The organism is Actinoplanes sp. NPDC051537 (assembly GCF_055586105.1).
Genome location: NZ_JBVJIU010000002.1, coordinates 300500 through 313910 on the forward strand (window position 1 = coordinate 300500; position 13411 = coordinate 313910).

At 74.7% G+C, this 13411-nt stretch carries 16 protein-coding genes; 11 read left to right on the plus strand and 5 right to left on the minus strand.

The window, feature by feature from the left end; all coding sequences use genetic code 11:
• Positions 1–48 precede the first annotated feature (48 nt).
• From ACZ6TB_RS05160 to ACZ6TB_RS05195, 8 genes are all read left to right on the plus strand, one after another.
• Complete coding sequence (locus tag ACZ6TB_RS05160) at positions 49–798, plus strand: SDR family NAD(P)-dependent oxidoreductase (RefSeq protein WP_465550789.1); 750 nt, start codon at positions 49–51, stop codon at positions 796–798.
• On the plus strand, positions 795–1544 hold the full coding sequence (locus tag ACZ6TB_RS05165) for a FadR/GntR family transcriptional regulator (protein WP_465550791.1): 750 nt from the start codon (positions 795–797) through the stop codon (positions 1542–1544). The genes ACZ6TB_RS05160 and ACZ6TB_RS05165 overlap by 4 nt, the downstream gene beginning before the upstream one ends.
• The gene (gene dgoD / locus ACZ6TB_RS05170; RefSeq protein WP_465550793.1) at positions 1525–2673 is read left to right on the plus strand and encodes a galactonate dehydratase; all 1149 of its coding nucleotides are present in this window, start codon (positions 1525–1527) and stop codon (positions 2671–2673) included. Before ACZ6TB_RS05165 ends, dgoD begins: the two co-directional genes overlap by 20 nt.
• Positions 2667–3383: a hypothetical protein gene (locus ACZ6TB_RS05175; protein ID WP_465550795.1), complete on the plus strand. Its 717-nt coding sequence runs from the start codon at positions 2667–2669 to the stop codon at positions 3381–3383. The genes dgoD and ACZ6TB_RS05175 overlap by 7 nt, the downstream gene beginning before the upstream one ends.
• Entirely contained in the window at positions 3380–4237 is an 858-nt protein-coding gene (locus ACZ6TB_RS05180; RefSeq protein WP_465550797.1) for a sugar kinase, read from the plus strand. The genes ACZ6TB_RS05175 and ACZ6TB_RS05180 overlap by 4 nt, the downstream gene beginning before the upstream one ends.
• Entirely contained in the window at positions 4234–4830 is a 597-nt protein-coding gene (locus ACZ6TB_RS05185; RefSeq protein ID WP_465550799.1) for a bifunctional 4-hydroxy-2-oxoglutarate aldolase/2-dehydro-3-deoxy-phosphogluconate aldolase, read from the plus strand. The genes ACZ6TB_RS05180 and ACZ6TB_RS05185 overlap by 4 nt, the downstream gene beginning before the upstream one ends.
• Positions 4831–4832: 2 nt before the next feature.
• On the plus strand, positions 4833–6815 hold the full coding sequence (locus tag ACZ6TB_RS05190) for a DUF8189 domain-containing protein (RefSeq protein WP_465550801.1): 1983 nt from the start codon (positions 4833–4835) through the stop codon (positions 6813–6815).
• A gap of 161 nt (positions 6816–6976) precedes the next feature.
• Complete coding sequence (locus ACZ6TB_RS05195) at positions 6977–7684, plus strand: hypothetical protein (RefSeq protein WP_465550803.1); 708 nt, start codon at positions 6977–6979, stop codon at positions 7682–7684.
• Positions 7685–7694: 10 nt separating this feature from the next.
• Here the strand turns inward: ACZ6TB_RS05195 and ACZ6TB_RS05200 are convergent, their stop codons facing one another.
• Both ACZ6TB_RS05200 and ACZ6TB_RS05205 read right to left on the minus strand, forming a co-directional pair.
• Positions 7695–8351 (minus strand): response regulator, encoded by a 657-nt coding sequence (locus ACZ6TB_RS05200; RefSeq protein ID WP_465551426.1) that lies wholly within the window; start codon positions 8349–8351, stop codon positions 7695–7697.
• Complete coding sequence (locus ACZ6TB_RS05205) at positions 8348–9478, minus strand: sensor histidine kinase (protein ID WP_465550805.1); 1131 nt, start codon at positions 9476–9478, stop codon at positions 8348–8350. Before ACZ6TB_RS05205 ends, ACZ6TB_RS05200 begins: the two co-directional genes overlap by 4 nt.
• A gap of 107 nt (positions 9479–9585) precedes the next feature.
• Here ACZ6TB_RS05205 and ACZ6TB_RS05210 point away from each other — a divergent pair, with 107 nt between their 5' ends.
• A complete protein-coding gene (locus ACZ6TB_RS05210; RefSeq protein ID WP_465550807.1) occupies positions 9586–10014 on the plus strand; it encodes a hypothetical protein in 429 nt (142 codons plus the stop codon).
• On the opposite strand, the gene ACZ6TB_RS05215 is transcribed toward ACZ6TB_RS05210, so the two are convergent.
• Complete coding sequence (locus ACZ6TB_RS05215; RefSeq protein WP_465550809.1) at positions 10007–10741, minus strand: SDR family oxidoreductase; 735 nt, start codon at positions 10739–10741, stop codon at positions 10007–10009. The genes ACZ6TB_RS05210 and ACZ6TB_RS05215 overlap by 8 nt on opposite strands.
• Positions 10742–10822: 81 nt before the next feature.
• On the opposite strand from ACZ6TB_RS05215, the gene ACZ6TB_RS05220 reads away from it, so the two are divergent.
• Positions 10823–11518, plus strand: coding sequence for a TetR/AcrR family transcriptional regulator (locus ACZ6TB_RS05220; RefSeq protein WP_465550811.1), 696 nt, complete (start codon positions 10823–10825; stop codon positions 11516–11518).
• Here the strand turns inward: ACZ6TB_RS05220 and ACZ6TB_RS05225 are convergent.
• Positions 11515–12393, minus strand: a complete 879-nt coding sequence (locus ACZ6TB_RS05225) for an NADP-dependent oxidoreductase (protein ID WP_465550813.1) — start codon at positions 12391–12393, stop codon at positions 11515–11517. The genes ACZ6TB_RS05220 and ACZ6TB_RS05225 overlap by 4 nt on opposite strands.
• 88 nt (positions 12394–12481) lie before the next feature.
• Here ACZ6TB_RS05225 and ACZ6TB_RS05230 point away from each other — a divergent pair, with 88 nt between their 5' ends.
• Positions 12482–12976 carry a MarR family winged helix-turn-helix transcriptional regulator gene (locus ACZ6TB_RS05230; RefSeq protein WP_465550815.1) on the plus strand — a complete coding sequence of 165 codons (495 nt, stop codon included), beginning with the start codon at positions 12482–12484 and terminating at the stop codon, positions 12974–12976.
• Here ACZ6TB_RS05230 and ACZ6TB_RS05235 read toward each other — a convergent pair.
• Positions 12973–13404: a GNAT family N-acetyltransferase gene (locus ACZ6TB_RS05235; protein ID WP_465550817.1), complete on the minus strand. Its 432-nt coding sequence runs from the start codon at positions 13402–13404 to the stop codon at positions 12973–12975. The two genes, ACZ6TB_RS05230 and ACZ6TB_RS05235, sit on opposite strands and share 4 nt — an antisense overlap.
• Positions 13405–13411: the final 7 nt, after the last annotated feature.

Below are 13411 nucleotides of genomic sequence, written 5' to 3' on the forward strand. Positions count from 1 at the left end.
TCAACATATCTTCGTAATTAATGAAGAGTTGCGGCGAAGGGTGAGCACATGACACGTCGCTTCGCAGGTCGCGTGGCCGTCGTGACCGGATCGGCTTCGGGCATCGGCGCCGCGACCGCCGAGCGATTGGCGTCCGAGGGCGCCGCGGTCGTGCTGGCCGACGTGCGTGCGGCCACCTCGGTCGCGGCCGGGATAGCGGCCGGCGGGGGCCGGGCGGAGGCCGTGGTCGCGGACGTGTCGCGGGCGGAGGACTGGGCCGCGATCGCCACTACGGCGCGTGAGAGGTTCGGCCCGGTCGGCGTGCTCGTGAGCAACGCGTACACGGTGGACGTGGCCCCGGCCGGCGACCTGGCACCGGCCTCCTGGGAGCGGCAGATCGCCGTCAACCTCACCGGCACGTTCCTCGGCGTACGGACGCTGCTGCCTGATCTTCTGAAGAACGAAGGCAGCGTGGTCGTCGTGTCCTCGGTGCACGCGCTGGTCGGCCTGCCCGGGCATCCCGCCTACGCGGCGGCGAAGGGTGGCCTGGTGGCCCTGGCCCGGCAGCTCGCCGTCGAGTACGGTCCGGCGCTGCGGGTGAACACCGTGCTGCCCGGGCCGGTTCTGACGGCGGCCTGGGACCGGGTGTCCGAGGAGGACCGCTCCCGCAGCATCGCCGAGACCGTGGCCGGCCGCTTCGGCACCCCGGCCGAGGTCGCCGCCGCGGTGGCGTTCCTGGCCTCGTCCGAGGCCGCCTTCGTGACCGGCGCGAGCCTGGTGGTCGACGGGGGCTGGACGGCCGTGAAGTCCTCCGCATGAGCTACCGACTGGGAAGAGAGAACGGGATGCAGCAGTTCGCGGGGCGTGGCGTGCACGGTCAGACGGTGGAGGTCCTCGCTCAGCGGATCCTCACCGGCCAGCTCCCCGAGGGGCACACCCTCGACCTGACCGCGATGCAGACCGAGTTCGACGTGAGCCTCACCGTCCTGCGCGAGGCGCTGCGGGTGCTGGCGGCCAAGGGCATGGTCGACGCCCGGCCCAAGCGCGGCACGTTCGTGCGGCCCCGCGCGGATTGGAGCCTGCTCGACCCGGACGTGCTGCGCTGGCAGTTCCAGCGATCGCAGCGCCCCGGCCTCTTCGACGACCTGCACGAGCTGCGCGCGATCGTCGAGCCGGGAGCGGCCAGCCTGGCCGCCGCCCGGGCCACCGACGACGACCTCGAGGCGCTGGACGCCGCACTGGCCGGCATGGCGGAGGCCGGCGACGACGCGGCCGCCGCGGTCGCCGCCGACCTCGCCTTCCACCGCGCGCTGCTCGCCGCCACCCACAACGAGCTCGTCCAGCGCATGGAGGTGGTCATCGAGACCGGCCTGGCCGAACGCGACCGCATGGTGCACGGCGCGGCCGGGACCACCGACCCGGTGCCCAGCCACAAGGCCGTGGTGGACGCGATCCGGCGACGCAATCCGACCCAGGCCGCGCGGGCCATGGGCAAGCTGCTCGACCAGGCCATCGACGACGTGGCCCGGCTGGAGAGGACGCGGCGTGAAGATCAGCAAAATTGAGACCTTCATGGTGCCGCCGCGGTGGCTGTTCTGCCGGGTGGAGACCGACGAGGGTCTGGTCGGCTGGGGCGAGCCGGTCGTCGAGGGCCGCGCCGAGGTGGTGCGGGCCGCCGTCGACGTGCTCGCCGAGTACCTGATCGGCGAGGACCCGCTGCGCATCGAGCACCACTGGCAGGTGCTCACCAAGGGTGGCTTCTACCGCGGCGGCCCGGTGCTCTCCAGTGCGGTGGCCGGCATCGACCAGGCGCTGTGGGACATCGCCGGGAAGGCGTACGGAGCACCCGTGCACGCCCTGCTCGGCGGCCCGATCCGCGACCGCGTCCGGGTCTACGCCTGGGTCGGCGGCGACGACCCGGCCGAGATCGCCGACGGGGTCGCCGCCCACGTCGAGGCCGGGATGACCGCGGTCAAGATGAACGCGAGCGGCCGCCTCTCCCCCGTGCCGACCGCGGCCGAGGTGGACGCCATCGTCGAGCGGGTGGGCGCGGCCCGGGCCGCGCTCGGCGACCACCGGGACGTGGCGATCGACCTGCACGGCCGGGCCAGCCTGCCGGCCGCGCGGATGATCCTGCCGGCCGTCGCGCCGCTGCGCCCGCTGCTGGTCGAGGAGCCGCTGGTGCCCGAGCAGACCCACCTGCTCGCCGAGGTGGTGCGCAGCGCGCCGGTCCCGGTCGCCACCGGGGAACGGCTCTACGACCGGGCCGGGTTCCTGCCGGCGCTGGTGGCCGGGGTCAGCGTGGTGCAGCCCGACCTCTCCCACGCGGGCGGCATCTCGGAGGTACGCCGGATCGCCGCGCTGGCCGAGACGTACGGCGCCCTGTTCGCGCCGCACTGCCCGCTCGGCCCGATCGCGCTCGCCGCGAGCCTCCAGGTCGCCCTGGCCACGCCCAACTTCCTGATCCAGGAGCAGAGCATGGGCATCCACTACCACCGGGACGGCGCCGACCTGCTCGACTACGTGACCGACACGGCGCCGCTGCGCATCGTCGACGGGCACATCGCCCGCAGCGACGCGCCCGGCCTCGGCATCGCCGTCGACGAGCAGGCGGTACGCCGGGCCGACGCGGCCGGGCACGCCTGGCGCAACCCGGTCTGGCGGCATGACGACGGGTCGTTCGCGGAATGGTGACGGTGACGACCGACCCGGCGCACGGCGGCCGCTGGACGTCGTTGCGCGCGGCCGGCCGGGAATGGCTGTGGCACCGGCCCGATCCCGCGCGCGACACCGCGCGGCCGGGCGACCCGTTCGTCGACGCCGGCGGCCTCGAGGAGTGCATCCCGACCGTCCGCGGCCTGCCCGACCACGGCGCCGCCTGGTCCCGCCGGTGGAGCGGCGGCACGGTGGACTGCCGCGACTTCCTGCTGACCCGGACCCTGGACGAGGACGGCGCGAGCTACCGGCTCGAGGCCGAGCCCGGCTACCGCTTCGTCTGGGCCGCGCACGCGCTGCTCGACCTCTCGCCGAACGCGGTTCTGGAGGCGCCCGCGGGCACCGAGACCCGGATCGACGGCGGCGCGGTCGAGGCCTGGCCGACCCCGCTCGCCGCGCTCGGCCCCGACGACGGCACGGCGGTGGGCGCGATCCTGGTCGACTGCCCCACGGTGACCGTGGCCGACGGCGAGCGGCTCACCTTCACGCTCGAGGCGCCCGGCCAGCCGGTCTCGGTGGCGCTGTGGCGCAACCTGCGCGGCTGGCCCGGCGACGCGCCCTACCGCAGCATCGGCGTCGAGCCCATGCTCGGCCGCGTCTTCGACCTCGCCGGCGCCGGGCCCGGCGACGCGGCCGTGGTGCCCCCGTCCGGCCTCTGCGAGTGGCGGCTGGGGGTGAGCGCCGCATGATCGACGTGGCCTGCGTGGGCGAGTCGATGGCGCTGGTGACCCCCGACCCGCCCGCGCCGCTGTCCCACGGCGGCCCGATGCGGCTCGACGTCGCGGGCGCCGAGTCCACTGTGGCCTGTTACCTGGCCCAGCTCGGCGTGCGGGCGGCCTGGGTGAGCCGGGTCGGCGCCGACCCGCTCGGCGACCTCGTGCGGTCCCGCATCGCCGCCTATGGCGTGCAGGTGCTCGCCGAGACCGACCGCAACGCGCCGACGGGGGTGTTCTTCAAGGATCCGGGCGCGCGGGTGCACTACTACCGCGCCGGATCGGCGGCCTCCCGGCTCGGGCCGGAGACGCCGGTTCCGGCCGCCCGGATCACCCATCTCAGCGGCATCACCCCGGCGCTGTCCGGCTCGTGCGCGGCGCTGGTCGACCGGTTGCTCGGCGCCCGGCGGTGCAGCTTCGACGTGAACTACCGGCCCGGTCTGTGGCCGGTCGCGGCGGCGGCGCCGGTGCTGCGCGACCTCGCCGGCCGGGCCGCGATCGTCTTCGCCGGGCTCGACGAGGCGCGCGCGCTCTGGGGCGTGTCCGATCCGGGCGACGTCCGGGACCTGCTGCCGGAGCCGGAGGTGGTGGTGGTCAAGGACGGCGCGGTCGGGGTCACCTCGTTCCATCCGGGCGGGGTGGACTTCGTGGCCGCGCCGCCGGTCGACGTGGTCGAGCCGGTGGGGGCCGGTGACGCGTACGCCGCCGGGTATCTCGCCGGGATGACCCGCCGCCTGCCGGAAGCGGACCGCCTGGCGCTCGGCCATCGGATCGCCGCCGCCGCGATGCGGGTGACCGGCGACGTCACCACCCTGAAGGAGAGGCCGTGAGTTTCGACGACATCCTCGGCGACACCCCGGTGATGGCGATCCTGCGCGGATTGCCCCCGTCTCGCACCGTCGATCTCGCCAACCGGCTGTGGGACGCCGGCGTCACCGTGCTGGAGATCCCGATCGGCCGGCCCGAGCAGGTCGCCTCGCTGCGGGCCGCCGCCGGCGCCGCCCGCGAGCGCGGCCTGCGGGTCGGCGCCGGCACCGTGATCACCCCGGACCAGGTGGCGGCGGCGGCCGAGGCGGGCGCGCAGTACACCGTCGCGCCCGGCCTCGACCTCGGCGTGCTGGCCGCCAGCCTCGCCGCCGGCCTGCCGCACCTGCCCGGCGTCGGCACCGCCACCGAGGTCCAGCGGGCCTGGCTGGCCGGCTGCCGGTGGCTCAAGGCGTTCCCGGCCGCGGCGCTCGGCCCGGCCTGGATCTCCGCCCTGCTCGGCCCGTTCCCCGACGCGCGGTTCGTCGCCACCGGTGGCATCACCGTGGCCGGCGCGCCCGCCTTCCTCTCCGCCGGCGCGCGCGTGGTCGCGCTCGGCGCGGCGCTGGCCGACCCCGGCCAGCGCGACCAGATCGGACAGCTCCTGCACAAGAGGTGACCGTGCGCTACCTCCTCGCCCTGCTCCTCATCCCCCTCTGGGCCGTGCCGACGCCCGCCTCCGCCGCTCCGTCCCGCACCCCGTACATGGGGTGGAACACCTACTACGGCCTGGGCGGGGACCCGACCGAGGCCGAGGTGCGGACCATCGCCGACACGATGGCCCGCGACGGTCTGCGCGACGCCGGCTACCGCATCATCTGGATCGACGGGAACTGGGCCGCGCCGACGCCCCGCGACGACCGCGGCGAGCTGGTCGCCGACCCGGCCCGCTTCCCGTCCGGCATGGCGGCGCTAACCCGCTATCTGCACGCCCGCGGCTTCCAGGCAGGCATCTACACGGACGCGGGTCCGTATATCCCCGGCGACTGCGGGCTCGGCAGCTACGGGCACTTCCGCGACGACGTGCGCCAGTTCGCCCGCTGGGGCTTCGACGCGCTCAAGGCCGACTGGCTCTGCGGACGGGTCTCGGGGCTGGACCCGGAGACCACGTACCGGCAGCTCGCGGCCGAGGTCGACCGCTCGCCGCGACCCATGCTGCTCAACATCTGCAACCCGGTGAGCAGCGACTGGGGCGGCGGACCGTACCCGCCCGAGGCCCTTTCGACCTGGAGCTACACGTACGCGCCGGAGGTCGCCACCTCGTGGCGGACCTACACCGACGTCGGCGTCCTCGACCCGCAGCCGCAGTGGCAATGGCAGTGGGTGCTGCGCAACATGGACGTCAACGCCTACCACCCGGCGTCGACCGGCCCCGGGCACTTCGGCGACCCGGACTACCTGCTGCCGATGCGGCCGCTCGCCGGCGGCGGCACCGAGCTCACCTTCGAGGAGTCGCGGACGCAGCTCGCCATGTGGGCGATGATGGCCGCCCCGCTCGTGCTCGGCTCCGACCCACGCACGCTGCCGGCCGAGATGGTCGCCGCGCTGCGCAACCCGGAAATCGTGGCCGTGGACCAGGATCCGCTGGTGCGGCAGGGCGTGAAGGTCGCTGATCCCTCGCCCACCGCCCAGGTCTGGAGCAAGCCCCTCGCCGGTCCCGGCCGCCGCGCGGTCGCTCTGCTCAACCGCGGCGACACCGCCCAGCAGATCACCGTCGACTTCCGCGCGGTGGCGCTCGGCGGCCCGGTCCGCGTGCGCGACCTGTGGGCCCGGGCCGACGCCGGCAGCTTCCCGGACTCCTACACCGCAACGGTTCCGGCGCACGGCGTGGTGATGCTCGGCCTCACCGGGACCGACGCGGTGACCGGCGAGGACCTCGGGCCGGCCGCGGACGCGCCGGCGGTGGCCGGCGGCCGGGTCTTCGCCCGCGGCGCCGACGGGAAGCTGCTCGGCCGCCCGATCCTCGGGCAGCCGGCCGCGTTCGCGTCGGCGGACGGCCGGATCGACGTCTTCGCCCGCGGCGCCGACGACCATGTGTGGCGTCGCACGCTGACCGGCGGCCGGTGGGGCGCCTGGTCCGACCTCGGCGGCCGGGTGGCCGACTCGCCCGCCGTGGCGGTCACCGATTCGGGCGGCTGGACCGTCTTCGCCCGCGGCTACGACGGCCTGATCGCGGCGCGCGGCCCGGACACCGGCTGGACCAGCATCGGCGGGCCGAACGGGCGCGGGGTGCGGGGACGGCCGGCCGCCGCGGTCGACGCCTCCGGCGCGGTCCACGTGACCGTCCGGTACCGCACCGACGAGATCTGGGAACGGGTTTTCGCCGGCGGCGCGTGGTCGGACTGGCGGAACCTGGGCGGCACGCTGAGCGGCAGCCCGACCCTGCTCGGGACCGCCGGCCGCCTCTACCTGTTCGCGGTCGCCGCCGACAACCGCCTGTGGCAGCGCAACTTCGTCGACGGCGGATGGGGCGGCTGGTTCCCGCGCGGCGAGTTCGCCACCGACGAGATCCAGGGCCCGATCGGCGCCGACGCCGGCCCCGGCGGCTCGGCCGTGATCGTGCTGCGCGGCATCGACGGCCGCATCCATCGCACCACGCTGTAGAACCGGCGCGGTCGCCCCCGGGGCAGGTGCTCCGGGGGCACCTCTCCGGCTACACTTCGGTGGACACAAGGTTAACGGGGGATGTACGAGGGTATGCGGCCACGCGACCTCGCCCCGGATAGCGTCTGAGTGGCGCCGAGGAAGCGAAAGGGACGTGCGCCGTGACGACGGGATTCTGGCAGCTGCGGTCGTTGGCCGGACAGGCCCCGAACGTCGAGCTCAAGGTGGTCGTGCCCGAACAGGGCGGCCGCTCGCTGGGCATCGACCCCGACCGTAAGCCCAACCGCCGGGTCTACTTCCTCGACACCCCCGACCTGGCCCTCTACCGGCACGGCGTGATCATCCGTTTCCGCGACCGCGAGGGCCGCGACGACGCCGTGGTCAAGCTGCGCCCCGTGGTGCCCGGCCGGGTGCCCGCCTGGCTGCGCGACGCCGACCGCTTCCACCTGGAGATCGACGCGCTCCCCGGACGGGCCGTCTGCTCGGGCGCCCTCAAGAAGCGCCTGGGCCGCAACGACGTCGCCCGCACGCTCGCCGCCGGCCGCCCGCTCACCGGCCTGCTCTCGTCCCGCCAGCGCCGCCTGCTGACCAAGTACGCCCCGGCCGCGGTGGGCCCCGAAGATCTGATCGTCTACGGCCCGATCGACGTGCGCTGCCTCAACCTCAAGCTGCGCGGCCTCGACCGCGGCCTGACCGCCGAGCGGTGGCGCTATCCCGACGGGTCCGACCTGCTCGAGCTCTCCACCCGCTGCCGGGTGGGCGAGGCGGCCGCCGTGGCCAAGCGCGTCTCGACGGCCCTGCGCGCCTACGGGGTGGCGCCGGCCGACCTGCAGCGCACGAAGACCGAGATGGCCCTCCAGACCCCCTGACGCCCGCGCCCTAACCCTCGCCGGCGTCGTGTGCCACCAGGGCGAGCTGCACACGGTTCTCCAGGCCCAGCTTGGTGAGCAGGCGCGAGACGTGGGCCTTGACCGTGGGCACGCCCATTCCCAGTTCGGCGCCGATCTGGGCGTTGGAGAGACCGCGCGCGACCCCGGACGCCACCTCCCGTTCGCGGCCGGTCGCCCGGGACAGCAGGGCCTCGGCGGCGGCGCGGCGGTCGTGGGTGACGGGATCGGCGACCTGCTCGATGAGGCGGCGGGTCACGGCCGGGCTCAGGATCGGCTCGCCGGCGGCGACCCGCCGGACGGCCTCGACCAGCTCGCGCGGCGGGGCGTCCTTGAGCAGGTAGCCACTGGCGCCGGCGCGGAGGGCGCGCAGGACGAGAGCGTCGGCGTGGAAGGTGGTGAGCATGACGACGTACGGCGGGCGGGGTCGCGTGCACAGCCGCTCGGCCGCCGCGAGGCCGTCGACGCGCGGCATGCGCACGTCGAGCAGGACGACGTCGGGGTGATGGGCGGCGACCAGCTCGGGCACGTCGCCGCCGTCCGCGCCCTCGGCGACGATCTCGAGGTCGGGCGCGCTCGCGAACAGCAACCGCAATCCGTTGCGGACGAGGGGATCGTCGTCGACGACGGCGACCCGCACCGGCCTCAGGCCAGCCACGGCAGCCGCACCTCGAGCCGGAAACGCCCCCCGCTCGCGCCGTGCGTGAGGCGCCCGCCGGCCAGCTCGACCCGCTCGGCCACGCCCACGAGACCGAGCCCGCCGCCCGGCATCGCCGGCCCGGCACCGGAAACCGGGTTGCTCACCGCGATCCGCAGGCCGTCGCCGGGCCGGCCGTCCAGCACCAGCTCGACCTCGCTCCCCGGCGCGTGCTTGCGGGCGTTGGTCAGCGCCTCCTGCACCACCCGGTAGGCGATCCGCCCGGTCGCCCCAGGCGGCGGCTCGGCGCCGGCGTCGCCGACCCGGTCGTCGAAGCGGACGTCGCTGCCGCAGCGCCGCGCGTCGGCCACCAGCGCGAGCACGTCGCTCAGCCCCGGCTGTGGCGGCTCGGGCTCGTCCCCGGCGTCGTGCCGCAGGACGCCGACGACCGCGCGCAGCTCGTCGAGGGCCTCGTGCGCGCCGGTCCGGACGACGGCGGCCGCCTCGTGCAGGTCGGGCGCGAGGTCCGGGTGCAGCTCGAGGGCTCCGGCCTGGAGGCTGATCATCGACAGCCGGTGGGCGAGCACGTCGTGCATCTCGCGGGCGATCCGGTCGCGCTCGTCGCGGCGGGCCCGGGCGACGCGGGCCGCCTGCTCTTTCTCGGCCCGGTTCGCGCGCTCGCCGAGCTGCCGGATCAGCGCCTGCCGCTCGCGGGCGTAGAGGCCCCAGCCCAGCGCCGCGGCCGCGAGCACGCCGCGGACCACGGCGTCCGTCCAGATCGGAAGGCGCAGCTCGCGCTGGAGCAGCAGGTAGACCGGGGTGGTGGCGAGGTAGAGGGCGGCGAAGCCGGCGGCGACCGCGAACCGGCGGCGCAGGGCCAGCCCGAAGACGGCGGCGAGGACGGCCCCGGTCGCCATGACGGAGACGGCGCTGAGCGGCACGACCGCCACGGCCAGGCCGAGCGGCCACCGGCGGCGCAGCGGGAGGGCGAGGCAGGCGAGCACGCCGATCGCCACGTCCAGCGGCCACGGGATCAGCCCCGGCACCGGCCCGGTGGTATCGCCGGCGGCGACCAGGAACGCGCCACCGCCGAGCGCGGCCAGGACCGCGAAGACGTCACCGAGCCGGCTGCGGATCACCCCGTCAGGCTAAACCGGCCGGCGCCGGCGGACCCCCTACCAAAGTAGGGGCTCGGGGTGACCGATCGCCGACGACGGCGGGCCCGCGGCCGGGCAGCCTCACCGGCATGACCCTCCAACTGACGATATCGGTGCTGGTGCCGTTCACCGGCGTCCTCCTCGCGCCCCGCTTCCTGACCGCGATCGGCATCGCCGTCGCCTGCGCCCTGATCGGCGTGGCGATCGCCCCGTCGTCGTTCGCGTTCGCGGTGGGCGCGGTGCTCGTGCAGGTGATCGCCCAGTTGGTCGGCACCGGCAGCGGGCTGCTGATCCGGCGGCGATGGATGGCGATGGCGGCCACCATCGTCGTGCCGATGACGGTGGCCGCGATCCTCACGGTCGCCGCTCCCGGCCTGGTGCACTGGCTCACGCCGTACGGGAACGCGAAGGCGATGCTGAGCGACCCGCCGAGCTTCGCCGCGCTGGCCGTGGTCGTTCCGCTGTGGTGCGTCCTGCCGAACGTGCTCGGCCTGCGGCGCCGGCGAGCGGTCAGATGATGCCGCCGTTGGCGCGGACGGTCTGGCCGTTGACCCAGTGGCCCGCGGGCCCGGTCAGGAACGCGACCACCTCGGCGATGTCCTCGGGCCGGCCGAGGCGCTCGAGCGGCGGCAGCTTGGCCAGGTGGTCGATCGTGGCCTGGTCCTTGCCGTCGAGGAAGAGGTCGGTCGCGGTGGGGCCGGGGGCGACCGAGTTCACGGTGACGTCGCGGCCGCGCAGCTCGCGGGCCAGCACCAGGGTCATCGCCTCGACCGCGCCCTTGCTCGCCGCGTACGGCGCGTAGGTGGGGCTCTGGATGCCGACCTGCGAGGTGGAGATGGTGACGATCGAGCCGCCGGGTCGCAGCCGGCGGGCGGCCTCGCGGGCCACCACGAACGAGCCGCGGATGTTCACCCGGTGCATGCGGTCGAGGTCGTCGAGGTCGAGGTCGGCGACGGTGGACAGGATCATCACGCCGGCCGAGTTCACCACCACGTCGACGCCGCCGTAGGTCTGCTCGGCGAGGTCGAACATTGCCGCCACCGCCCGCTCGTCGGCGACGTCGGCGCCGTACGCGATGGCCTGGCCGCCGGCCGCGGTGATCTCCTCGACCACCTCGGCCGCGCTCGCCGCGCCGCCGCTGTAGCCGACGACCACGGCCGTGCCGTCGGCGGCCAGCTTGCCGGCGACCGCCCGCCCGATGCCCCGCGAGGCGCCGGTGACGATCGCAACCCGCCGCTGTGTCATGAGACCGCTCCTATAGCTTTGTTATCGCATTATCGTATCGGTGATATGACAACGTTAGCACAGGCTCGTATCATTGATTTCATGAGCACCATCACGCCCGACGTCCGGTCCGCCATGCTCGCCGCGGCCGAGCGCCAACTCGCCGAGTCCCCCGACCGTGACATCGCCACCCGCGCCGTCTGCGAGGCGGTCGGCGTCACCCAGCCCGTGCTCTACCGTCTCTTCGGCGACAAGAACGGGCTGCTCGACGCCCTGGCCGACGACGGGCTGCGCCGCTACGCCGAGCACAAGGGCCGGCAGCCGCGGACCGGCGACCCGGTGGCTGACCTGCGGGCCGGCTGGGACGACCACATGGAGTTCGCCCGGCGGAACCCGGCCCTCTACCACCTGATGTTCGCGCCGCGCCCGCGCTCGCACGCCCAGGCCCGGCGCCAGATCATGGACCTGCTCGAGGCGTCCCTGCTGCGCTGCTCGGCGGTCGGCGCGCTGCGGGTGTCGCCGGCGGTCGCGGCCCAGCTGATCCTGCCGGCCAACGTCGGACTCGCGCTCAGCCTGATCGCCCAGCCCGAGCTGTTCGACGACCCCGGCCTGTCGATCCGGATGCGGGAGGCCGTCTTCGGCGCGGTGCTGACCGAGCCGGCCGGCGACGAGGAGGGCGACCCGGTGCCGGCTGCCGCCCTGCGCCTGCGCTCCCAGTTGGCGGTCTCGGGCACCTTGGCGCTCGAGCCGGTCGAGACGGCACTGCTCGACCGGTGGCTCGAGCGCCTCGCCGGTTAGAGGGTGATGAGCACCTTGCCGCGGAACGCGCCCTTCTCCGCGGCGGCGTGCACCTCGGCCAGATCGGTCAACGGGTAGCGGGCGCCGATGTCGAGCCTCAGCGTGCCGGCCTCGACCCGGCGCGCCAGCTCGGCCAGTTGCGCGGCATCGCTGCGTACGGCCATCGGAATGACCTTGATCTTCTCGGCCTCGACCGGCCCGACCGCCGACACCAGCACGCCGCCCGGCTTGACCTGCTCGACCAGGGCGGCCGCGTCGGTGCGGGCCACGTGGAAGACGACGTCCACCGGCTCGGCGACGCGGACCGGACCGGCGGTGTAGTCGATGACCTCGTGCGCGCCGTGGGCGAGAACGGCGTCGCGGCTGCGGGGGCTCGCGGTGGCGATGACGTACGCGCCGGATCGCGCCGCGAGCTGGACCGCAAACCCGCCCACCGCTCCCCCGGCCCCGTTGACCAGCACACGCTGACCGGGCTCGAGCGCGGCGTGCTCGAAGAGCGCCTGCCAGGCCGTGAGCGCGCTCGACGGCAGGGCCGCGGCGTCGGCGAGCGGCACGTTCGCGGGCGCCGGGGCCAGCAGATCCCGGTCCACGGCAACGTATTCGGCGGCGGCGCCGTCGGCGAGCATGGGCAGGAAGGCGATCACCGCCTCGCCGGTGCCGTCCACCGTCCCGGCGACATCGACGCCGAGGATGTGCGGGAGCGGCACCGGGATGACCTCCCGCATGAAGCCGGCCCGGATCGCGGCGTCGACCGGGTTGAACGTCGTGGCGGCCACCTTCACCAGCACCTGACCGGCGGCGGCGACCGGGCGGTCGGCCTCCTCGTAACGCAGGACGCCGGGCTCGCCGTACGTGTGGAATCGCATTGCCTTCATCGCGAATCTCCTCCTGATAGCCTTGCTTCGAACTCGAAGCATACGAACTGCTTCGAGTTCGCAGCAAACTATCGACGAGGGAAATTGCGTGACCGAGCACACACGCCTGGGCCCCGCCCAGCTGGCCGCCTACTTCGCGCTGACCGAGGTGAGCAGCCTGCTCCAGCACGCGGTCGAGCAGCAGCTCAAGACCGACGGCGGGCTGACCACGCCGCAGTTCCAGATCCTCGCCCGGCTGAACGCGGCCGGCGGGCGGCTGCGGATGACCGACCTCGCCGACGGCCTGGTCTACAGCCGCAGCGGGCTCACCTATCAGGCCGCCCAGCTCGACAAGCGCGGCCTGGTGACGCGCACGCCGGGCGCCGAGGACGAGCGCAGCGTCGAGGTGACCCTGACCGACGCCGGCCGCGACGTGCTCGGGCAGGTGATGGACGGGCACGTGGACGTCGTGCGGCAGCTGATGATGGCGTCGCTGTCGGACGAGGACGTCACGGTGCTCGCCGAGGTGCTGGGCCGGATGCGCGACCACATGCGCGCGGCGCCGCCCCGATCGGCGGCCCCGCGGCCCGGTCGGCGCGGCTAGAGAATGCGGGCCATGCCGAGCGAGCCGGGCGCGGTCTCGGCGAAGCCGTGCCGGCGGTAGAGCGGCCGCCCCGGCTCGTCGGCGAACAGGCTCACATAGGCGCCCGGCGGCGCGTCCCGGCGGATGCTCTCCAGCAGCGCGGTCATGACGGCGTTGCCGAGGCCGCGGCGCTGGTGCTCGGGCAGCACGGCCATGTCGACGACGTGGAAGTACCAGCCACCGTCGCCGAGGACCCGGCCCATCGCGACGATCGCGCCGCTCGCCTCGTGCACGACATGCACCGCCGACCAGGAGCCGCGCACGGCCGCCTCGCCCTGGTCCCGCCGGCGCGGGCTGAGCCCGGACCGCTCGCGCAGCGCGAGGTAGTCGTCGACCGGCGGACACCCGTCCACCAGCCGATACCCCTCGGCGATCACCGGTGATGTCACGGCAGAG